General features: G+C 73.2%; 23 protein-coding genes and 1 riboswitch. Of the genes, 14 read left to right on the plus strand and 9 right to left on the minus strand.

Features of this window, described 5'->3' with window-relative positions; translation table 11 throughout:
* Positions 1–113: 113 nt before the first annotated feature.
* A complete protein-coding gene (locus BM076_RS07195; RefSeq protein ID WP_093712519.1) occupies positions 114–1460 on the minus strand; it encodes an adenosylmethionine--8-amino-7-oxononanoate transaminase in 1347 nt (448 codons plus the stop codon).
* Positions 1453–2679 (minus strand): biotin synthase BioB, encoded by a 1227-nt coding sequence (gene bioB / locus BM076_RS07200; RefSeq protein ID WP_093712520.1) that lies wholly within the window; start codon positions 2677–2679, stop codon positions 1453–1455. The genes BM076_RS07195 and bioB overlap by 8 nt, the downstream gene beginning before the upstream one ends.
* Before the next feature lie 361 nt (positions 2680–3040).
* On the opposite strand from bioB, the gene BM076_RS07205 reads away from it, so the two are divergent.
* Positions 3041–4180, plus strand: coding sequence for an 8-amino-7-oxononanoate synthase (locus BM076_RS07205; RefSeq protein WP_245795846.1), 1140 nt, complete (start codon positions 3041–3043; stop codon positions 4178–4180).
* Between the two features lie 89 nt (positions 4181–4269).
* Here BM076_RS07205 and BM076_RS07210 read toward each other — a convergent pair whose 3' ends face one another.
* Positions 4270–4503: a DUF397 domain-containing protein gene (locus BM076_RS07210; protein ID WP_093712521.1), complete on the minus strand. Its 234-nt coding sequence runs from the start codon at positions 4501–4503 to the stop codon at positions 4270–4272.
* Between the two features lie 11 nt (positions 4504–4514).
* Complete coding sequence (locus tag BM076_RS07215; RefSeq protein WP_093712522.1) at positions 4515–5384, minus strand: helix-turn-helix domain-containing protein; 870 nt, start codon at positions 5382–5384, stop codon at positions 4515–4517.
* Positions 5385–5631: 247 nt separating this feature from the next.
* On the opposite strand from BM076_RS07215, the gene BM076_RS07220 reads away from it, so the two are divergent.
* Complete coding sequence (locus tag BM076_RS07220) at positions 5632–6060, plus strand: ATP-binding protein (protein ID WP_093712523.1); 429 nt, start codon at positions 5632–5634, stop codon at positions 6058–6060.
* Between the two features lie 33 nt (positions 6061–6093).
* Here the strand turns inward: BM076_RS07220 and BM076_RS07225 are convergent, their stop codons facing one another.
* Positions 6094–7029 carry a LysR family transcriptional regulator gene (locus BM076_RS07225; RefSeq protein WP_093712524.1) on the minus strand — a complete coding sequence of 312 codons (936 nt, stop codon included), beginning with the start codon at positions 7027–7029 and terminating at the stop codon, positions 6094–6096.
* Between the two features lie 155 nt (positions 7030–7184).
* Here BM076_RS07225 and BM076_RS07230 point away from each other — a divergent pair, with 155 nt between their 5' ends.
* The 3 genes from BM076_RS07230 to BM076_RS07240 all read left to right on the plus strand — a co-directional run bounded on the left by BM076_RS07230 (position 7185) and on the right by BM076_RS07240 (position 9421).
* Positions 7185–7823, plus strand: coding sequence for a LysE family translocator (locus tag BM076_RS07230; RefSeq protein ID WP_093712525.1), 639 nt, complete (start codon positions 7185–7187; stop codon positions 7821–7823).
* 102 nt (positions 7824–7925) lie between these two features.
* Positions 7926–8609: a GNAT family N-acetyltransferase gene (locus tag BM076_RS07235; RefSeq protein WP_093712526.1), complete on the plus strand. Its 684-nt coding sequence runs from the start codon at positions 7926–7928 to the stop codon at positions 8607–8609.
* Positions 8610–8737: 128 nt separating this feature from the next.
* Positions 8738–9421, plus strand: coding sequence for an ADP-ribosyltransferase (locus BM076_RS07240; protein ID WP_093712527.1), 684 nt, complete (start codon positions 8738–8740; stop codon positions 9419–9421).
* A 182-nt stretch (positions 9422–9603) separates the two neighbouring features.
* Here the strand turns inward: BM076_RS07240 and BM076_RS07245 are convergent, their stop codons facing one another.
* From BM076_RS07245 to BM076_RS07255, 3 genes are all read right to left on the minus strand, one after another.
* A complete protein-coding gene (locus tag BM076_RS07245) occupies positions 9604–10077 on the minus strand; it encodes a C40 family peptidase (protein WP_093712528.1) in 474 nt (157 codons plus the stop codon).
* A 3-nt stretch (positions 10078–10080) separates the two neighbouring features.
* Positions 10081–10267, minus strand: a riboswitch (cyclic di-AMP (ydaO/yuaA leader).
* Between the two features lie 324 nt (positions 10268–10591).
* Positions 10592–10927: a hypothetical protein gene (locus BM076_RS07250; protein WP_093712529.1), complete on the minus strand. Its 336-nt coding sequence runs from the start codon at positions 10925–10927 to the stop codon at positions 10592–10594.
* Positions 10928–10933: 6 nt separating this feature from the next.
* Positions 10934–11569, minus strand: coding sequence for an ATP-dependent Clp protease proteolytic subunit (locus BM076_RS07255; RefSeq protein WP_093712530.1), 636 nt, complete (start codon positions 11567–11569; stop codon positions 10934–10936).
* A 65-nt stretch (positions 11570–11634) separates the two neighbouring features.
* Here BM076_RS07255 and BM076_RS07260 point away from each other — a divergent pair, with 65 nt between their 5' ends.
* The 7 genes from BM076_RS07260 to BM076_RS07290 all read left to right on the plus strand — a co-directional run bounded on the left by BM076_RS07260 (position 11635) and on the right by BM076_RS07290 (position 16753).
* Positions 11635–11925, plus strand: coding sequence for a type II toxin-antitoxin system Phd/YefM family antitoxin (locus BM076_RS07260; RefSeq protein ID WP_093712686.1), 291 nt, complete (start codon positions 11635–11637; stop codon positions 11923–11925).
* A 68-nt stretch (positions 11926–11993) separates the two neighbouring features.
* Positions 11994–12296 (plus strand): urease subunit gamma, encoded by a 303-nt coding sequence (locus BM076_RS07265; protein ID WP_093712531.1) that lies wholly within the window; start codon positions 11994–11996, stop codon positions 12294–12296.
* Between the two features lie 13 nt (positions 12297–12309).
* Positions 12310–12621, plus strand: coding sequence for an urease subunit beta (locus tag BM076_RS07270; RefSeq protein WP_093712532.1), 312 nt, complete (start codon positions 12310–12312; stop codon positions 12619–12621).
* Positions 12614–14335: an urease subunit alpha gene (locus tag BM076_RS07275; RefSeq protein WP_093712533.1), complete on the plus strand. Its 1722-nt coding sequence runs from the start codon at positions 12614–12616 to the stop codon at positions 14333–14335. Before BM076_RS07270 ends, BM076_RS07275 begins: the two co-directional genes overlap by 8 nt.
* Positions 14336–14381: 46 nt before the next feature.
* On the plus strand, positions 14382–15113 hold the full coding sequence (locus tag BM076_RS07280; protein WP_093712534.1) for an urease accessory protein UreF: 732 nt from the start codon (positions 14382–14384) through the stop codon (positions 15111–15113).
* Positions 15114–15140: 27 nt separating this feature from the next.
* Positions 15141–15842, plus strand: coding sequence for an urease accessory protein UreG (gene ureG / locus BM076_RS07285; RefSeq protein ID WP_093712535.1), 702 nt, complete (start codon positions 15141–15143; stop codon positions 15840–15842).
* Between the two features lie 155 nt (positions 15843–15997).
* Positions 15998–16753, plus strand: coding sequence for an urease accessory protein UreD (locus BM076_RS07290; protein ID WP_093712687.1), 756 nt, complete (start codon positions 15998–16000; stop codon positions 16751–16753).
* A gap of 11 nt (positions 16754–16764) precedes the next feature.
* Here the strand turns inward: BM076_RS07290 and BM076_RS07295 are convergent, their stop codons facing one another.
* A complete protein-coding gene (locus BM076_RS07295) occupies positions 16765–17637 on the minus strand; it encodes a LysR family transcriptional regulator (protein WP_093712536.1) in 873 nt (290 codons plus the stop codon).
* A 78-nt stretch (positions 17638–17715) separates the two neighbouring features.
* Here BM076_RS07295 and BM076_RS07300 point away from each other — a divergent pair, with 78 nt between their 5' ends.
* Positions 17716–18567, plus strand: coding sequence for a glutamine amidotransferase-related protein (locus BM076_RS07300; RefSeq protein ID WP_093712537.1), 852 nt, complete (start codon positions 17716–17718; stop codon positions 18565–18567).
* A 79-nt stretch (positions 18568–18646) separates the two neighbouring features.
* Complete coding sequence (locus tag BM076_RS07305; protein ID WP_093712538.1) at positions 18647–20260, plus strand: alpha/beta hydrolase; 1614 nt, start codon at positions 18647–18649, stop codon at positions 20258–20260.
* Positions 20261–20276 lie beyond the last annotated feature (16 nt).

Raw genomic sequence — 20276 nt, forward strand, 5'->3', positions numbered from 1 at the left:
CTCCGATCCTCGTTGCTGTCCCTGGTGCGTGCTGCCCGTGCGTTGTCCGTACGCACCACCGTACGGAAAACCGCGGGAGCGCTGTGCGTACGGTCGTACGGCGGCCGTACGCCTCAGCCCGCGACGGCCGCGTCCCGTACCGCCGCGCAGATCCTGGCCACGTCGTCGTCGCCCGTCACATAGGGCGGCATCGTGTAGACGAGGTCGCGGAAGGGCCGCAGCCAGACGCCGGCGCGCACCGCCGCGGCCGTGGCCGCCGCCATGTCGACCGGGTGGTCGAGCTGCACGACGCCGATCGCGCCGAGCACCCGTACGTCACGGACGCCGGGCAGCGCGGCGACGCCGTCGAGACCCTCGCGCAGGCCCGACTCGATCCGCTTGACCTCCAGCGCCCAGTCCTGGTCGAGCAGCAGGTCGAGACTGGCGCAGGCGACGGCCGCGGCCAGCGGATTGCCCATGAAGGTCGGGCCGTGCGCGAGCACCGGGACCTCGCCGCGCGAGATGCCGTCGGCGACCTTTCCCGTGCACAGCGCGGCCGCCATCGTCATATAGCCGCCGGTCAGCGCCTTGCCGACGCACATCACATCCGGCGCGACACCGGCGTGGTCGGCGGCGAAGAGGGTGCCGGTGCGGCCGAAGCCGGTGGCGATCTCGTCGAACACGAGCAGCACGTCGTGCTCGTCGCACGCCTCGCGCAGCACCCGCAGATAACCGGGGGAGTGGAAGGACATGCCGCCCGCGCCCTGCACCACCGGCTCCACGATCACCGCGGCCAGTTCGTCGGCGTGCCGGGCGATCGTCTCCCGCAGGTGCGCGACGTAGCGGGGGTCGGGCGGCGCGTCGAAGCCGGGCGGCGGCGCGCCGGCGAAGACCTGCCGGGGCAGGACGCCCGACCACAGGTCGTGCATGCCGCCGTCGGGGTCGCACACCGACATCGGCTGCCAGGTGTCGCCGTGGTAGCCGCCGCGCCAGGTGAGCAACCGCTGCTTTCCCGGCCTGCCCAGCGAACGCCAGTACTGCAGGCACATTTTGATCGCGACCTCGACCGACACCGAGCCGGAGTCGGCGAGGAAGACGTGCCGCAAAGGCTCCGGGGTGATCTCCACCAGCCGCGCGGCAAGGCGCACGGCGGGCTCGTGGGTGAGCCCGCCGAACATCACGTGGCTCATCCGGCCGAGCTGGGTGTGCGCCGCCTCGTCGAGCACCGGGTGCCGGTAGCCGTGGATCGCCGACCACCACGACGACATGCCGTCGACCAGTTCGGTGCGGCCCTCGGCCGGTTCCGCCAGCCGCAGCCGGACACCGGACGCGGAGGCGACGACCAGCGGCTGCTGCCGGCCGGGCATCGGACCGTACGGGTGCCAGACGTGCTGCCGGTCGAGCGCCAGCAGCACGTCCGGGTCGAGCGGTACGTCCGCCGACGGGAGGCCGCCGGGGGACAACGGGCGGGGTTCAGGCATTGGGCGGCAGATCCGTTCCCGCGCCGCGCCGCCGTACCGCCACCAGATCCGTACGCGCGCCCTCCGCCGTCTCCTTGCGCGCCGCCGTCTCCGTACGGGCGGCCGGGACCGCGTCCTCGCCGTGGCCGCCGCAGGGTCCGCAGCCGCCGTCGTGCGAGCCGCACCCGGAGCCGGCGTCGGCGGCGTGCGAGCCGCAGCCGGCCGCGGCCACGTCGGCGCGGTGTGCGGGCAGCGTCGTGGTGCCCGCGCCCTCCACCTCGAAGCCCGCGTCGGCGATCATGTCGAGGTCGGCCTGACCGGCCTGGCCCTCACTGGTCAGATAGTCGCCGAGGAAGATCGAGTTGACCAGGTGCAGGGCCAGCGGCTGCATCGTGCGCAGGTGCACCTCACGGCCACCGGCCAGCCGCACCTCGACGTCCGGGCAGACGAACCGCACCATCGCCAGGATGCGCAGGCAGCGCTGCGGGGTGAGGTTCCACTCCTTGGCCAGCGGTGTGCCCTCGAACGGGATCAGGAAGTTGACCGGCACCGAGTCCGGGTCCAGCGCGCGCAGCGAGAACACCACGTCCACCAGGTCCGCGTCGCTCTCGCCCATGCCCGCGATCAGCCCGGAACAGGCGGAGAGCCCGGCGGCCTGGGCCTGCTGCACGGTGTCCACGCGGTCGGCGTAGGTGTGCGTGGTGGTGATGTCCCCGTACGTGCTCTCGGAGGTGTTGAGATTGTGGTTGTACGCGTCGGCGCCGGCCGACCGCAGCCGCTCCGCCTGGCCGCCGGAGAGCAGACCGAGGCAGGCGCAGACCTCCACGTCCTCGTTCTGGTCCTTGATGGCGGCGATGGTCGCCGAGACCCGGTCCACGTCACGGTCGGTCGGGCCGCGTCCGCTCGCCACCAGGCAGACCCGCTTGGCGCCGCCCGCCACCCCGGCGCGCGCGGCGGCGGCGGCCTCGTCCGGCTTCAGCCAGGTGTACTTGAGGATCTCGGCCTTCGAGCCGAGCCGCTGCGAACAGTACGAGCAGTCCTCGGGGCACAGCCCGGACTTGAGGTTGACCAGGTAGTTCAGCTTGACCCGGCGCCCGAACCACTGGCGGCGCACCCTGCCCGCCGCGGCCACCACGTCGAGCAGGTCATCGTCGGAGGTCGCCAGGACGGCAAGCGCCTCGTCCCGGGTGGGCAGCTCGCGCCGCAGCCCCTTGTCCACGAGAGTGGTCAGCAGATCCATAGGGGCGATCCTCGCGCACCGGGGCACCCGGGGCCAATGGCGGACCGCACAACTGCGGTGGCTACAGGTGTGTGCATCACCACACCCTGTGCAGGTGTGATGCGCGGGTACGTTGCTGACGACGACCGACCGCTGTTTCGGGCCGTCCCCGTGATCCGCCCGCCGACTCCCAGGGAGCCCCGTGAAGAGCACCCGTGCCGCCGACCCCGCCGCGGGGACGGACCAACCCGACGTGGAGACGGACGGCCTCGCCGCGTTGACGGATGACCTCGCGGCGGGGACGGACGCGTCCGGCGCCGGGGCGGATCGTACGGCCGACGGCCGGCCGGGACCCTTCGGCTGGCTCGCCGAGCAGTCGCGACTGCGGCGCGCGGCCGGGCTGCGCCGGGAACTCCGGCCGCGCCCCGCGGACTGGGAGTTGCTGGATCTGGCGGGCAACGACTACCTCGGCCTGACCCGGCACCCCGAGGTCACCCGGGCGGGCGCCGACGCCTGCCTGCGCTGGGGCGCGGGAGCCACCGGCTCCCGGCTCGTCACCGGCAGCACCGCGCTGCACGCCGAACTGGAGGCGGAACTGGCCGACTTCACCGGCTTCGAGGCGGCGCTCGTACTGGCCTCCGGCTACGCCGCCAACCTCGCGGCGGTCACCGCGCTGACCGGACCCGGCACCCTGCTGGTCTCCGACGCCGCCAACCACGCCTCGCTGATCGACGGCTGCCGGCTGTCGCGCGCCACCACCGAGGTCGTTCCGCACGCCGACCCCGACGCCGTCCGCAAGGCGCTCGGCGCGCGGGCGCGGCGCGACGGCGGCGCCGTACGGGAGGACGGCGGGGGAGTGGGCGCGGTCGTGGTCAGCGACTCGGTGTTCTCGGTGGACGGGGACGCGGCGCCGCTGCCCGCGCTCGCCGCCGCCTGCCGCGACTTCGGCGCCGCGCTGCTGGTCGACGACGCGCACGGCCTCGGTGTGCTGGGCGAGGGCGGGCGCGGCGCGCTCGCGGCGGCCGGACTGGCCGGCGCACCCGATGTGGTGGCCACCGCGACCCTGTCGAAGTCCTTCGGCGCGCAGGGCGGCGTGGTGCTCGGGCCCGCGGAGGTCATCGAGCACCTGATCAACGCGGCCCGCACCTTCATCTTCGACACCGGACTCGCCCCGGCCGCCGCGGGAGCCGCGCTCGGCGCGCTGCGGCTGCTGCGCCGCGAACCCGAACGCGCGGGCCGCGCCCTGGACGCGGCCCGCACCTTCCACCGGCTGCTGACCGCGGCGGGGCTGGACGCGACCGCGCCCGACGCCTGCGTGGTGTCGGTCCGCGCGCCCTCGCCGGACGCGGCCGTCGCCTGGGCGGCGCGCTGCCGCACCGAAGGTCTGGCCGTCGGCTGCTTCCGCCCGCCGTCCGTGCCCGACGGCGTGTCCCGGATGCGGCTGACCGCCCGCTGCGACCTGACTGACACCCAGATCGCGGGCGCGGTCGACACCATCGTCCGTACGGCGCCGCGCGGCTGAGACGGTGGCGTGCGGTTGAGACGGTGACCTGCGGCCGGTACGGCGACGCGGCGCCGTCGTGACGGCGCCGCGCGGCTGAAAACGATCCCTTACGCCGGGCCGAGGTCGTCCCTGCGGACCGCATGGACGAAGTGGGCCCAGGACGCGGCCGGGAAGAGCAGCGCAGGACCCGTGACATCCTTGGAGTCGCGTACCGCGAGCAGACCCGCGGTGAGCGCGGCGGTCTCCACGCAGTTGTTGGCGGCGGTGCTGTGACTGCTCCGCCGCCATGTCACGCCGTGAATCGACGCACTCGAGGAAACAAACCCGGACTGTGCCGCCATGGTGGCCTCCTTTACGCGCCTGCGAATCGCGACATCTCCTCGGCGATCCTACGGATCAACGCGACGGACTCGTCGCGAGGAAGGGCGATGTTGCTCAATCGAGTGAACGCGGCGCCGTATGCCGTGATGTCTTCTTTTCGATCGACGTAGAGACTACTCGTCAAATGATCGATAACAACCACATCGAGATCGGCGATGCGCGGAAAGGAGAAGATAACGAACGAACCCGTAACTCCTATGTGCCCGCCGGCGCCGAACGGCAGCACCTGGAGCCGGATCCCGGGTTCGGTCGCGGCCCGCTCCAGTGACCGGAGCTGTTCGGACATGACCGCGGGGCCGCCGACCGCCCGGCGCAGCACCGCCTCGTCCAGCACTGCCCACAGTTCGAGCGGCGCCTTCTGCCGGAGCACCGCCTGGCGCGCGATCCGCACGTCCACGAGCGCTTCGACCTCGCGCGCCGAGAGCTGCGGCATGACGTCACGGGTGAGCGCCAGCGCGTAGGCAGGGGTCTGCAACAGCCCCGGGACCACGCTGTTCTCCATCGAACGGGCCCGGCTGGCGCCCGCCTCCAGGCTGATGAAGTCCCGGTACTCGACCGGCAGTACGTCACGGAAGTCCTGCCACCAGCCGCGCTGCCTGCCCTGTCCCGCGAGCGTGGCGAGCAGATCCCGCAGATCGCGGTCGCGCACCCCGTAGACGTCGAGCAGCACCTCGACGTCCTCGGCGCTGACACTGCTGGTGCCGGTCTCGATCCGGCTGACCTTCGACTGGTGCCAGCCGGCCGCCTCGGCCGCCTGTCCGCTGGTCATTCCCGACAGGTCGCGAAGTCGGCGCAGTTCTCCACCGAGCTTGCGACGGCGTACGGCGGGGACCCGTTCCATGGCCTCTCGGACCTCCTGAAGCGATAGATGCCGACCTGTAGACGGTCATTACGACAGTCTGCCGACCAAATGCGTATCCACGTAGCAGAGTTCACCGTTTTGAGCGACAGATATATGCATTGCGCGGTGCGGAAGCGGTGACGGCGGCACGATTAGTGGCAGTCTGGCGCGAACCAGCCACTTCCGGGCCCCGTCCGACAGTTCGCGCCGGCACCCCGGTTCACGGTGGGAAAGGGACGACGTCGCCATGGCAGATCTCCAGGAAGCCTCCGTCACGCTGCCGAGCGACCCCGCCTCGGTACCGGCGGCGCGGCGCTATGTCTGCGCGCAGCTCGCGGAATGGGGTCTGCCGCCGGACGCCCCGTCGGTCGACTCGGTGCGGCTGATCGTGTCGGAACTGGCCACCAACGCGGTGCTGCACACCTCGGGCCAGTCGCCGACCTTCACCGTGGACGTCCGGCTGGAACGGCAGGAGCAGCTGGTGATCGGTGTCACCGACAGCCACCCGCGGTGGCCGCAGCGGCTGCCCGCGGCCGTCCAGCAGGACAACGGGCGGGGGATGGTGATCGTCCGGCACCTCGCGGCGGAGTCCGGCGGCAGACTCCGGATCACGCCCACCGACGAGGGCGGCAAGCGGGTGTGGATCTCGATCCCGTGGGCCGTTCCGGTGCCCTGACGGCACGTCAATCCGCCGCTCCGCAGGGGGCGTTCAGACCCGCGGGGTCCGCGCCGGTGCCTCGGGCCCGCGCCGGTAACCGGCCAGCAGCAGGGCGCGCAGCGCCGCCGCCGACGGGCCGCGCTCCTGCTCGCGCCAGCCGAGTGCGATCGTGCGGCGGATCCCGGGCGCGGCGAGCGCCCGCACCCCCAGCGGCACGGCGGCGGCGTCCGCCACCATCCGCGGCACGAGCGCCACCCCGAGCCCGGCGCTGACCAGCGCGCACACCGTCACATAGGACGGCGTCTCGCAGACCACCGGCATCCGCGCCCCCACCGCGTCGAGTGCCACCTCGATGGCCCGCCGGTTCGGATACGTGTCCGGCGAGCTGACCAGCGGCTGTCCGTCCAGCTCCGCGAGGGCCAGCGGCGCCGCGGAGGCGGCGAGCGCCTGGCCGGGCGCGGTGATCAGTACCAACTCCTCGACCAGCAGCGGCTCCACGGTCACCCCGCCCGGCGCGCCCGCGTCCGGCGCGCCGTCGTAGACATGGGTGAGCGCCAGGTCGGCCGCGCCTTCGGCGACCGCCACCAGACCGGCCGGCGGCTCGTACTCGGCGACGATCAGCCGTACGGCCGGGTGCGAGCGGCGGAAAGCGGTGAGCACCGGTGGCAGCAGATGCATTCCGGCCGTCGAGAAGGTGCCGACGCGCACCCGGCCGCCCGACACCCCGGCCAGCTCGGCCAGTTCGAGACGGGCCCGCTCCATCTGGTCGAGCACCAGCCGGGCGTGCGGCACCAGCACCTCGCCCGCCGTGCTCAGCACCGTCCCGCGATGCGTCCTGACCAGCAGTTCGGCGCCCGCCTCCCGCTCCAGCTTGGCCAGTTGCTGGGAGAGCGCGGGCACGGTGTAGCCGAGCCTGGCGGCGGCCCGGGTGATCGAACCCGCCTCCGCCACGGCGACCAGCGCGGCGAGTCTCGTCGGATCGTACATAAAGCACTCCTTGAGGCTGATCCCAGTAACTCTACATACATGCTGAACCCCTCGGCGCGGCAGAGTGGAGGCGGCGGAGGCCGGCCCGAGGCCGCCCCGGCGGGGACGGACCCGTGCGGGGCCGGGCGGCGACGACGGAAGCGGGGACGGACGGGATGGACACCGGATTGTGGGCGTTCGCGGCGGTCGCCGCCGGGATGATCGTGCTGCCGGGCGCGGACTTCGCCGTCGTCGTCCGGGGCGCGCTGCGCTCGCGGACCGACGGGGTGGCGACCGGCGTCGGCATCGCGGCCGGACTGCTGGTGCACACCACACTCGCCGTCGTGGGCCTTGCCGCGGTGCTGGTCGCCGAGCCGCGGCTGTTCCACGCCCTCCAGGTGCTGGGCGGCGGCTACCTCGCACTGCTGGGCGTACGGTCGCTGCGGGCGGCGGCGCGGCCCGCAGCCGGGCCGGTGCCCGATGGCGCGGGCACGGCCGCCGCGCCGGACGGCCGGCTGCGTGCCCTGCGGCACGGCTTCCTCACCAATGCCCTCAACCCCAAGGCCCCGGTGCTCTTCCTGAGTCTGCTGCCGCAATTCGTGCCGCCGGGACACGCGGCGCTGCCGCGCACGATGCTGCTCGGCGCGATCGTGGTGGCGATGGGCCTGTTCTGGTTCCCCACCGTCGCCGTCTGCGCCGACCTGCTCGGCAGATATCTGCGCCGCCCGGGCGCGGCCCGGCTGATCGAGGGACTGTGCGGCGCGATGCTGCTGGGGCTCGGCGCGGTGCTGCTGGTCGAGTCGCTGACGCGCTGATCGGTCGACATCCTGCCCCGATGCCTCGGCGACCCTGCATCGCCGATCGCCGATCGCCGACCCGTTGACGCGCCGACCCGTGCGCGTCGCGAGAATGGGCCGATGACCTCGACCCTGCGCGGGCTGCTCGACGACGTGGCCCGGGGCACCTTCCCGCCCGCCGACGGCACCGTCACCTTCGTCCCCCAGCCGTCCGCGCGGGACGCCGGCGTCATCGCCTTCACGGCGCACACTGTCGTCTTCGCGGATCCGGCCGACACCCCGGGCGACGGCGGCGGTGCGGACGGGCGGACCCCCGACGCCGGACTGCGCGCCCTGCTGCCGCCCGGCGACCTGTCCGCGCCGCTCAACCCGCCCTTCCTGGCAGCCCTTTGCGCCAGGACCGGACGCGCGGTCAACAACATCGACCTGCTGGCGCTGGCCGAGCCCCTGCCCGGTCCGCCGCCGCTCGCGCTGACCGAGACCACTGACCGGTTGCACCCGCGGCTCGTCCGCGCGCTGCGGCACCGCGACGACGTCCGCGCCTGGACCGTACCCGGCGGCACCGTACTGATCGGCCGTGGTGTCGCGGGCCGTTGGGAGGCCGCGGTCGAGGTGGACCCCGGCGCGCGCGGCCGGGGTCTCGGCCGCGGCCTCGCCCGCGCCGCCCGCCATCTCGTGCCGGACGGTGAGCCGTTGTGGGCGCAGATCGCCCCGGGCAACGCGGCCAGCGTCCGTGCGCTGCTGTCGGCCGGCTTCGTACCGGTCGGCGCCGAGGCGCTGCTCGTACGGCACGAAGCCTGCTGACGGCACACCACATCGCCAACTGCCGCATTACCGTCAAGAGGGCAACGCCCCCCTCGCGTCACCGTGACGCGCCTACGATCGGGTGACGTGCGACGGAACGACGGGCCGGTCCCACGAGGCTGTCGTTCATGATCAAGAACCGAGTCCGGTCGCTCTTCGCGACCGGCGCGCTGACCCTGACCGCCGTCATCGCCGCGCAGACCGCGGCCACACCGCAGACCGCGTCGGCCACGCCCGCCGTCCCCGGCGCCACGGGGTCCGCGTCCTTCACGCCCGCGGCCGGCTGGTGCCCGGTGGTCCACGACCCGCTGTTCGCCGCCGCCGACCGCAGCGTCGACATCGACCGCGTCACCCCGGAACCGTCCTACCGCCACACCTGCGAGGAGCTGTACCGCTCGGACGGCCGTGCCCCGGGCGTCGTCTTCGAGGAGGGCTTCCAGCCCAAGGCCGCGCAGACCGGGCAGTACGACCTGGCGGCGTACGTCCTGAAGAACCAGCCCTCGCCGTTCGTCAGCACCACCTACGACCACGACCTGTACAAGCAGTGGAAGCCCGGCTTCAACTACTACGTGGACGCGCCCGGCGGCATCGACGTCAACGCCACCATCGGCGACACCCACAAGTGGGCGGACCAGCACGAAGTCGCCTTCCCCGGCGGCCTCGACCGGCGCTTCATCGTCGGCGCCTGTCCCGTCGACAAGGCCACCAAGGACGAGGACCTGTCCGGCTGCGTGCGCAATCCGTACTACGTGCCGTGGCGCGGCATTCCGGCGGCGCTGCCCGCCGCGCCCGTGCTGCTGCCGGCGGGCTGACCCGCCCGCCCGGCCGGGAGCCGTCAGTGCTCCCGGCCCGAGCGGCGGCACCCGGCAGCGCTCCCGGCCCGAGCGGCGGCACCCGGCGGCGGCACCGGGCGGCGCCCGTCGCCCGCCCGTCGGGTCCGCGGCGCACCACCACGGCGCCACCGGATGGGGTACGGCGGCGGCCCCGGTCGGCGTCACGCCACCCGCCCGTACCAGACCCCGCCGGACCAGATCCGCTCCAGACGGACCCGGGCGCCGGTCTTCGGCGCGTGCCAGATGCGGCCGTGGCCCGCGTAGATCCCCACGTGGTAGACGGATCTGCCGGTGTGGAAGAAGACCAGGTCGCCGACGCGCCGGGCCTTGGCGGAGATGTGCCGCGAGGAGTTGTACTGCGCGGCGGCGGTGCGCGGCAGCTTCTTGCCCGCCCGCTTGAACGAGTAGAGCGTCAGTCCCGAGCAGTCGAAGCGACTGGGCCCGGTGGCGCCCCACTGATACGGCGAACCCTTCTTCGACGCCGCCACATTCAGCGCCTTCACGGCCGCGGTCGCGGCCTCCGCCGGCTGGGCGGTGCCCGGCAGCAGCGTCGGCAGGGCGACCGCGGTGGCGGTGAGCACGGACGCGGTCCCGAGCCGGGACAGCCGTGCGGAGACGCAGTTGAGCACGGTCATGCGTAACCCTTCGTCATCAGCCTGCGAAGGATGACCTGTCGGGTTCGGGCTGGCGAAGATGCCCGGCCGCATACAGCGGCTTCACCCCAAGGGACGGTTCGGGCTCTGTCCGGAGCCACGGGACCGACCCGTCGTGCCTGGGTCCTCCGCTCCCGCCGGTGCACTCATGTCGACCTGGCATCCGCACGGCGGCGGGACTGGGCGTCCGCGCGGACCGCCCCGCCACGGCGGCGGGGGCTTGTCGTCACTACGGATAGTGATGCACGGAACCGGCCATGAGTGGGCGAGAAACGCGCGGTGTGAGTCTGGTCACGGATCGCCTATTCGGGTGGCGCAGGAGCGGAAATACCCGGTCCGCCCCTGCGATCGCATGATCTGACCTGCGGATATCCGACCCGTGATGATCAGGCTGTGGCCGCGCGGCGCAATTCGGCGGGGGACGGCCGATTGACGTCGGCTACGCCGATGGGATGAGCCCCTTTGGTGCGGCGCCGACGGTTTCGACCGCGAAGCGTCACCGATTCGGGTGTGATCCGCCGGCCGGACCCGCGCCGGCCTCCGGTGCCAGCGCCACCAGACCGGTCCGCCGCTCACCGTCCAGCACCCGCAGCGCGCGGGCCAGCGTGGCGTGGTGCAGATCCGTCTCGCCGCGCAGATGCATCACCGTCAGCGCCTCGCGCAGCGCGCTCGCCCGGCTCACCAACGCCTGCGCGGCCCGCAGCGCGCTGTAGGTGTCGGTGGTGCGGGACGGATTGATCCGGCCGAGCAGATCGACCACATCGAGATAGGAGTCGATCAGCTCACCCTCGGAGCGGGTGAGCGCCGGAAGCGGCGGCAGTTCCGGAACCACCCCCGGTCACCGCAGGCCGTACGCGGGGGTGTTGGTCTTGCGGCTGGTGGTCGCCTTGTCCACCAGGCCGTAGGCGACGGCGCCCTCGGCGTCGAAGATCTTGTCCCGCTCGATGTCGGTCCTGATCCGCTCGATGTCCTGGCCGGTGTGCCGCACCAGCAGCGTCTCCAACTGTTCACGGGTGCGCAGCAGTTCGCGCGCCTGGATCTCCAGGTCGGAGATGTCACCCTGGGCCACGTCGCCCAGCGACGGCTGGTGGATCAGCACCCGCGCGCCCGGCGTCATCATGCGCTTGCCCGGGGTGCCCGCCGCCAGCAGTACGGCCGCGGCCGAGGCGGCCTGTCCGATGCACACCGTCGCAACGTCGCAGGTGACGAACTGCATCGTGTCGTAGACGGCGGTCATCGCCGAGAAGGAGCCGCCGGGGGAGTTGATGTAGATGCTGATGTCCTGCTCGGGAGCAGCGCTCTCCAGGTGGATGAGCTGGGCCATCACGTCATTGGCCGAGGTGTCGTCGATCTGGGTGCCCAGGAAGATGATCCGCTCCTGGAGCAGCTTGGAGTACGGGTCCATGGTGCGGACCCCGTTGCTGCTGCGCTCGGTGAACTCGGGCAGGACATAGCGGGCGGTGGGACGGAACACGGCGGACACCTCCGGTTGCCACAGGTCAAAATGTACAGGACGTACATCTCGTTATGATGGGGAGCATGACCCATGACGTCCCCGTGACACAAGCGCGTGCGGAGCTGGCCGACCTGATCAACCGCGTGGTCTACGGCGGCGAACAGGTGGTGCTGACCCGGCACGGCAAGCCCCTCGTCGCCCTGGTCTCCGCCGCTGACCTGCAACGACTGCGCGATCTCGACGCGCAGCCGGAGGAGCAGGTGATCAGTACGGTCTCCACCGTCGGCCCCGGCTCGTCCGCCACGGGCGAACGCCGGCGTTTCGGGATCGCCGCGGAACACCGGGGCCCCGCCGCGGGTGACCGCCGCCCGTAACAGGCGTTAACGCAGTCGAAACCCCGCCGAACTAATCTCGCGGGTCCTGACGACTGTGAGGTGCGGCTGTGCAGTTGACCCCCCATGAGCAGGAACGCCTGCTCATCCATGTCGCCGCCGATGTGGCGGCCAAGCGGCGCGCCCGCGGGCTGCGGCTCAACCACCCCGAGGCGGTCGCCCTGATCACCGCCCACCTGCTGGAGGGCGCGCGCGACGGCCGCAGCGTCGCCGAACTGATGGAGTCCGGGCGCGCCGTGCTGACCCGCGCCGACGTCATGGACGGGATCCCCGAGATGATCCCCGACGTGCAGGTCGAGGCGACCTTCCCGGACGGCACCAAGCTCGTCACCGTCCACCAGCCGATCGTCTGACGGGGGAGCCGCCATGATTCCCGGAGAGATCCTCCCGGCCGGCACTCCGGTGCCGCTGAACGCTGGCCGCCCGGTCACCCGGCTGACCGTGCTCAACGCCGCGGACCGGCCCGTCCAGGTCGGCTCGCACTACCACTTCGCCGAGGCCAACCCCGGCCTGGAATTCGACCGCGCCGCCGCCCACGGCCTGCGGCTGAACATCGCCGCGGGCACGGCCGTACGCTTCGAGCCCGGCATCCCCGCCGAGGTCGAACTCGTCCCCATCGGCGGCCTGCGCGTGGTGCCGGGCCTGCGCGGCGCGATCGCGGGAGACCTCGATGGCTGACCTGTCCCGCACCGTATACGCCGACCTGTACGGCCCCACCACCGGCGACCGTATCCGGCTGGCCGACACCGACCTCGTCGTGGAGGTCGAACGCGACCTGGCCGGCGGGCCCGGACTCGCCGGTGACGAGGCCGTGTTCGGCGGCGGCAAGGTGATCCGCGAGTCGATGGGCCAGGCGCGCACCAGCCGCGCCGAGGGCGCGCCCGACACCGTCATCACCGGCGCCGTCGTCCTCGACCACTGGGGCATCGTCAAGGCGGACATCGGCATCCGCGACGGCCGGATCACCGCGCTCGGCAAGGCCGGCAACCCCGACACCATGGACGGCGTCCACCCCGACCTGGTGATCGGCCCGGAGACCGAGATCATCGCGGGCAACGGCCGGATCCTGACCGCCGGCACCATCGACGCCCATGTCCACTTCATCTCGCCGACGCTGCTGCCGCAGGCCCTGTCGGCGGGCGTGACCACGGTGCTCGGCGGCGGCACCGGGCCCGCCGAGGGCAGCAAGGCGACCACCGTCACGCCCGGCGGCTGGCACCTGGCGCGGATGTTCGCCGGGCTGGAGGCGTATCCGGTCAACGTCGGACTGCTCGGCAAGGGCAACACCGTCAACCGGCAGGCACTGCACGACCAGCTGCGGGCCGGAGCCGTCGGATTCAAGATCCACGAGGACTGGGGCGCCACGCCCGCCGCCATCGACGCCTGCCTGACGGTGTGCGAGCGCAGTGGCGCCCAACTGGCCATCCACACCGACACGTTGAACGAGGCCGGTTTCGTCGAGGACACCCTGGCCGCGATCGCGGGCCGCGGCATCCACGCCTATCACACCGAAGGTGCGGGCGGCGGGCACGCGCCCGACATCATCACCGTCGTCTCGCAGCCGCACGTCCTGCCGTCCTCGACCAACCCGACCCGGCCGCACACCGTCAACACCGTCGAGGAACACCTCGACATGCTGATGGTCTGCCACCACCTCAACCCCGCGGTGCCCGAGGACCTGGCCTTCGCCGAATCCCGCATCCGGCCGTCCACCATCGCGGCCGAGGACGTCCTGCACGACCTCGGCGCGATCAGCATCATCAGCTCCGACTCGCAGGCCATGGGCCGGATCGGCGAGATCGCGCTGCGCACGTGGCAGACCGCGCACGTGATGAAGCGGCGGCGCGGCGCGCTGCCCGGCGACGGCGCCGCCGACAATCACCGCGCCCGGCGCTACGTCGCGAAATACACCATCAACCCGGCGGTCGCGCAGGGCCTCGACCACGAGATCGGCTCCGTCGAGCCCGGCAAGCTCGCCGATCTGGTGCTGTGGGAACCGGCGTTCTTCGGCGTCAAACCGCAACTGGTCATCAAGGGCGGGCAGATCGCCCACGCCCAGATGGGCGACGCCAACGCGTCCATCCCGACGCCGCAACCGGTGCTGCCCCGGCCGATGTTCGGCGGCGTCGGCGCCGCGCCCGCCGCCAACTCGGTGAACTTCGTCAACGAGGCGGCCCTCGCCGACGGGCTGCCCGAACGCCTCGGTCTGGGCAAGGAGTTCGTCGCCGCACGCGGCACCCGCGCCGTCACCAAGGCCGACATGCGCGAGAACGACGCGCTGCCACGGGTCGAGGTCGAGCCCGACACCTTCACCGTACGGATCGACGGCGAGGTCGTGGAGCCCGCACCCGCGGCCGAACTGCCCATGGCGCAGCGCTACTTCCTCTTCTGAGATCATGATGACGACCACTTCGGAACTCCCGACCACGGCCCCGGCCATGACTCCCGCCACGACCCCGGTCACGGCGGCGCCCGGCGCATCCGACGCCCAGGGCGCGGCGCGTACCGCGCTGCTGCTGCTCGCCGACGGCCGTTTCCCGGCCGGCGGCCACGCGCACTCCGGCGGCGCGGAGGCCGCGGTCGCGGACGGGCGGGTCCGGGACGCGGCGACGCTGGCGGACTTCTGCCGGGGCCGGCTGCACACCACTGGACTGGTCGCCGCCGCACTGGCCGCGGCGGCGACCTTCGGCCTCGACCCGCTCGCCCTCGACGACGCGGCCGACGCCCGCACCCCCTCGCCCGCGCTGCGCGCCACCTCGCGCAAGCTCGGCCGCCAACTGCTGCGCGCCGCCCGCGCCGTGTGGCCCGACCCGGCACTCGACCGGCTCGCCGCCACCCGGCCGCGCGGCGCCCACCAGCCCGTCGTCCTCGGCCTCACCGCCCGCGCGGCCGGACTGTCGCCGGCCGACGCCGCACAACTGGCCGCGTACGAGTCGGTGAGCGGGCCCGCCACCGCCGCCGTACGGCTGCTGAGCCTCGACCCCTTCCACGCGGCGGCCGTCCTCGCCCGGCTGGCCCCGGACGTCGACGCGGTCGCCGCCGAGGCGGCACGCACCGCGTCCCTGGCGGTCGCCGAGGGCCCGGGGGCCCTGCCCGCCTGCTCCGCGCCACTGCTCGACCTCGGCGCCGAGGAACACGCCGGATGGCCCGTCCGCCTCTTCGCTTCCTGACCGCCGCCCGCACCAACGGAGTTGACCATGCACCTGGACCATCCCGAGACCTTCCCCGAGCGCTACGCGCACTCCTCGCCCGCCCTGCGCGCCGACGGCGGGCGCCGCGCCCTGCGGATCGGGCTCGGCGGCCCGGTCGGCTCCGGCAAGACCGCGACGGTGGCGGCGCTGTGCCGCGCGCTGCGCGACCGGCTGTCCATCGCCGTGGTCACCAATGACATCTACACGCGCGAGGACGCCGAATTTCTGCTGCGCAACGCGGTCCTGCCGGCCGAACGGATCACCGCCGTGGAGACCGGTGCCTGCCCGCACACCGCGATCCGCGACGACATCTCCGCGAATCTGGAGGCTGTCGAGGATCTGGAGGACACGGTCGGCCCGCTCGACCTGATCCTCGTCGAATCCGGCGGCGACAATCTCACCGCCACCTTCTCCAAGGGCCTGGTCGACGCGCAGATCTTCGTGATCGACGTCGCCGGGGGCGACGACATCCCCCGCAAGGGCGGCCCCGGCGTCACCACCGCCGACCTGCTCGTCATCAACAAGACCGACCTCGCCCCGTACGTCGGCGCCGACCTGACCCGTATGGCCCGCGACGCCGCAGAGCGCCGCGGCCCGCTGCCCGTCGTCCTCACCTCCGTCGCCGCCGCGGACGGCATCGCGCCCGTCGCCTCCTGGATCGGCGAGCGCCTCGCCGAGTGGACCGCCGCGCACGCGGCGCGCGTGTGAACGGCCTGGCCGGTCCCGCTTGGTCCGCGCCGGTCGCGGACCGCGGGGGAGCGGCGGACGACCCCGGCAGCACGCCGCGGCTCCCCGTCGGCGGCCGGCCGTCCGGCGGCGCGACCCGGAGCGGACCCGGGGCGACGACGAGCGCCGCCGCGCGGATGCACGCCGTCGCGGACGGGCGCGGCGGCACCGCGCTGCCGGTGCTCGCCGGGGAAGGGCCCCTGGCGCTGCGGAGCGGCAGACCCGACGGCGGGGGCGCCCGGGTCATGGTGGTCGGAGCCATGAGCGCCCCGCTCGGCGGTGACCGGCTGCGGATCACCGCCGAGGTCGGGGACGACGCCCGGCTCACGGTGGGTTCGGCCGCCGCGACCGTCTCCCTGCCGGGCCGGGACGGCGAACCGGCCGCGTACGACGTACGGCTGACCGTACGCGCCGGGGGCACGCTGCACTGGCTGCCGGAACCGGTGATCGCCGCCCACCGCAGCGACCTGCGGATGACCACCCGGGCCGACCTCGCCCACGGCGCCCGGCTGCTGCTGCGCGACGAACAGATCCTCGGCCGCCATGCTGAGCCCCCGGGCCGTCTCACCACCCGGCTCACCGTCCACCTCGACGGCCGCCCCCTCCTCGACCAGGCCCTCTCCTTCGGACCCGGAGCCCCCGCAGGCTGGAACGGCCCCGCGGTCCTCCACCACTACCGCGCCGCGGGCCAACTCCTGCTCGTGGATCCGTCGTTGACACCGGATACCCTCGCGTCCCGGCCGCTCCCCGCCGATCCCGCCCACGGCCGCGCCGCCATCACCCCACTCGCGGGACCGGCCGTCCTGATCACGGCCCTGGCCGTCGACGGCCGCCGCCTGCGCCGACTGCTGGACGCGGGCCGGGCGGAGATCGAAGAGGCGACCGGCTCCTGAAACGCCGCCGCTCAGTGGCCGAGCGGCGCCCCGAGCAATTCGGCGAAGAGGGCCGCGGCGGGCGTGGGGGACGGCGGGCGGACGATCTCGACGCGGTGTACCAGGCGCGGCGCGGTCAGGGGCAGCGCGCCGGGGCCCGCCGCCGAAGCGGGCAGGAGAGCGAGGCCGTGACCGGCCCGCACCAATTCGTGCAGCACACGGGCGTCACCACCCGCGTAACGCACCGCGGAAGGGAATCCGCCGCCGACCGCGGCGCGCAGATCGTCCAGCGGCACGGCGGCCGCGGGCGCGTCGAGCCACAGCGCCTCGCTGAGGTCCCCGAGCCGCGCCCCGCCGGTGAGCGGGTGCCCCGGTGGAAGGAGCACGGCCAGCGGCTCCTCGCCCGCACCCAGCGGTGACAGGCCGGTGGCCTCCGGCAGGGGCAGCGGATCGGTGGGGGCGACCGCCCCGTCCACCAGGCCGAGATCGACATCGCCGCCGGCGACCGCGGGCACCACTGCGGCCCGGTCCAGCAGCCGCACCGTCACCTCGGTACGCGGCAGCCTCCCCCGTACCTCGGCGAGCGCCCGTGCGGCGCGCGGCCCGAAGGCGGTGCCACTGGTGCCGACGACCAGCCGGGACACGGGCGTACGCGCCACCCGGACGACGTCGGCGCGCGCCGCGTCCAGCCGCAGCAGCAGCGGCCCGACATGGTCGAGGAGGCGGGCACCCGCCTCAGTGGGGGCGACCGGGCGGCGGCTCAGCAGCTCCACCCCGAGGTCGGACTCAAGCGCCGCGATGTGCTGGGAGACGGCGGACTGGGTGTAGCCGAGTTCGGCCGCGGCGGCCGAGAAGGACGCCAGGCGCGCCACGGCGCCGAACGTACGCAGCAGGTGCGGATCCATGGTGCATCAGTATCACTGATGTCAGCACCACTGATCATCGTTGGACGCGATGCGGCGTCGGTCGCCAGGATGACCCGTATGACCACATCGGACGCACCCGAGCCCCCCGCCGCCACCGTCCCCGCGCGCATCGCCCTCGTCGGCGACCGCTCCCCTTCCGTCCGCTCGCACCAGCGTGTGCCGGGACTGCTGGCCGCGCTCCGCGAGCGCGACGGGCTGCCGGTCGAGGCGTACTGGATCCCGTCGGCCGACGCGGAACGGCCCGGCGCGGTCGCCGGCTTCGACGCGGTGTGGCTGCTGCCGGGCAGCCCGTACCGCAGCGAGGCGGGCGCGCTGGCGGCCGTGCGCACCGCCCGCGAAGGCGGCATCCCCTTCCTCGGCACCTGTGGCGGCTTCCAGCACGCCCTGCTGGAATTCGCCCGCAATGTCTGCGGTCTCACCACCGCCCGCCACGCCGAGAACGACGCCGCCGAATCCGGTCCTGACGACCCGTCACCCGGTGCGGACGCGGACCGGGAGCGCCAGGCAGAGATCCTGATCGCCCCGCTCGCCTGCTCCCTCGTCGGGCACGAGGGCCGGCTGCGCACCGTACCGGGCAGTCTCGCCGAGCGGCTGCTCGGCAGCCGCGAGAGCGTGGAGCGCTTCCACTGCGCCTACGGTCCTGTGCCCGGTCTGTTGCTCCGACTGGCGGCGCACGGACTGCGGTTCACCGCGCACGACACCGAGGGCGCCGCCCGGGTGGCCGAGCTGCCCGGCCATCCCTTCTACCTCGCCACCCTCTTCCAGCCCGAGCTGGCGGGCGACGGCACGGTGCCGCACCCCTACATCCGGGCGCTCGCCGAAGCCGCGCTCACCCGTGCGGCGTACGCCAACTCGGGGGCGGATTCACGCCTTGACGAAGAATCACCCGCCTGGCCTGTTCACAGGTGACCCACAGGGGAAGGTATTCGCTCCTCATCACTGTGTCCCCCGTGGCCACACACCACGGTCCAGGAGGGGAGTTTCCGCCTTGCGACGTACGATCGTGCTCGTCTGCGCCGGCGCTCTGGTCGCGGGCGCCGTCGCCGCGGCGCCGGCGGCCACCGCACAGTCGCACCGCCCCGACCCCACCGTCACACCCGCCGCCGTACGGTCCGTCACCGTGCCCGAGTCCGTGGGTGTGGTCATCGCCGCCGCGAACGCCGCCCGTGCGGGCATCGACTGGGCGGCCTGCCCGGACGACTGGGGCCTGGCGGCCGGCGTCAGCTGTGGCCGGGTGACCGTACCGGTCGACTACCGCAAGCCGTTCGGCGCCACGGTCGAGCTGGCCGTGGACCGGGCCGCGAGCACCGGCACCCCGGCGCAGCGGCAGGGCTCGCTGATCTACAACCCCGGCGGCCCCGGCGCCTCGGGGCTGCGCTTCCCGGTCCGCGTCACCAGCTCGGCGGCGCTGTGGAAGGCGACGGCGAAGGCGTACGACTTCGTGGGCTTCGACCCGCGCGGTGTCGGGCACTCCGCCCCGATCTCCTGCGAGGACCCGCAGGAGTACGTGAAGGCGCCCAAGGCCGACCCGGTGCCGGACAGCGAGGCGGACAAACTCGCGCAGCGCAAGCTCGCCGCCGAGTACGCCGCGGGCTGCGTGGAACGCACCGGTACCCGGATGCTGTCGCAGATGACCACCCCCAACACCGCCCGCGACCTGGACGTCATCCGGGCGGCGCTGCACGAGAAGAAGCTCAACTACCTGGGCGTCTCCTACGGCACCTACCTCGGCGCGGTCTACGCGACGCTCTTCCCGACGCATGTGCGGCGGATGATCGTGGACAGCGTCGTCAACCCGGCACAGGACCGGATCTGGTACCGCAACAACCTCGATCAGGACGTGGCCTTCCAGGGCCGCTGGGACGACTGGGAAGCCTGGGTCGCCAAGTACGACTCCGTCTACCACCTCGGCGACACCGCCGCGAAGGTCGAGACGAAGTGGCTCGCGCTGCGCGCCGCCGCCAAGAGCCACCCGATCGGCGGGGTCGTCGGCCCCAACGAACTGCTCGGCTTCTTCCAGAACGCGCCCTACTACGACTCCAGTTGGGCGACCGTCGCGAGCGTGTGGAGCCGCTACGAGGCGGGCGACACACAGGCGCTGCTCGACGCCGCCGCCCCTGACCTGTCCGACACCGCGGGCAACACCACCGCGGAGAACGGCAACGCCATCTACACCGCCGTGGAGTGCACCGACGCCAAGTGGCCCACGGACTGGCGGATCTGGGACCGCGACAACACCGCACTGCACGCGAAGTACCCGTTCCTGACGTGGGAGAACGCCTGGCTGAACCTGCCCTGCGCCACCTGGGGCGTCCCGCAGCGGCATCCGGTCGACGTCCGCTCGCACCGCGGACTGCCGGACGTCCTGATCGTGCAGAGCACCCGCGACGCGGCGACCCCGTACACCGGTGCCCTGGAACTCCACCGCAGGCTGGCCGGATCCCGGTTGATCACCGAACAGGGCGCGGGCTCGCACGGCGTCACCAATCTGGTCAACCCGTGCATCAACTCCCGCGTCGACGACTATCTGCTGACCGGCCGGACCGACGCCGCCGACGTGGTGTGCGGTCCGCACGCCACCCCCGTACCCGCCGCTTCCTAGCGTCCAGGGTCACCGC

The organism is Actinacidiphila alni (assembly GCF_900112845.1).
Lineage (GTDB): Bacteria > Actinomycetota > Actinomycetes > Streptomycetales > Streptomycetaceae > Actinacidiphila > Actinacidiphila alni.